Source organism: Clostridium sp. LIBA-8841, from assembly GCF_034439435.1.
Taxonomy (GTDB): Bacteria; Bacillota; Clostridia; order Clostridiales; family Clostridiaceae; genus Sarcina.
Window position 1 is genome coordinate 1 of sequence record NZ_JAPCKJ010000017.1, and the last position, 608, is coordinate 608.

General features: G+C 22.9%; 1 tRNA gene. It reads right to left on the bottom strand.

Going from position 1 to position 608, the window contains the following annotated elements:
* Nucleotides 1–525: 525 nt before the first annotated feature.
* Nucleotides 526–601: transfer RNA gene (locus OIF33_RS17040), tRNA-Lys, on the bottom strand.
* Between the last annotated feature and the right edge of the window lie 7 nt (nt 602–608).

The following is a 608-nucleotide window of genomic DNA, read 5'->3' on the forward strand; positions in this document are numbered from 1 at the left end:
TTTTCTTTAATATTTTTCTATGAGCAAGCTAGTAAGTTACTATTTTCTTCCTTAAAATTAAACTTAAATAACTTATGTAATCCAAATAAAATTCTTTTCATCTTCTATATATAGTAGTTATTATTTTTCATTTAAATAATATAATTTCTTTTTTATCATAATTAACTAAAACTATAGTATTATCAAAAGCTTTATTTACTTTATAATCCTTTTCTGCCTTTTTAATCATAATAATCAGATTATCCTAAGCTAATTTTTCTATTTAAAATAATACTATATTTATTAGAAGTAAATATTAAGATAAATAAATTAAATATTTTTGCTTAATCACACAATAATTATAGCTTAAAATCTTTCTTTACTAATATAAAAGTCGACTAGAACCGAGATATACTTTTCTCTGAATTCTAGCCGAAATTATATAAAACTATTTAACCATAATCAGTTGTAATAATATATGTTAATTGAATCTAAATTCATTACATTTTTATATACAAAAAAACCTCTCTTAATTAAGAGAGGTTTTGGTGATCTGCCAGGGAATCGAACCCTGGACACCGTGATTAAAAGTCACGTGCTCTACCGACTGAGCTAGCAAATCAAAAAAA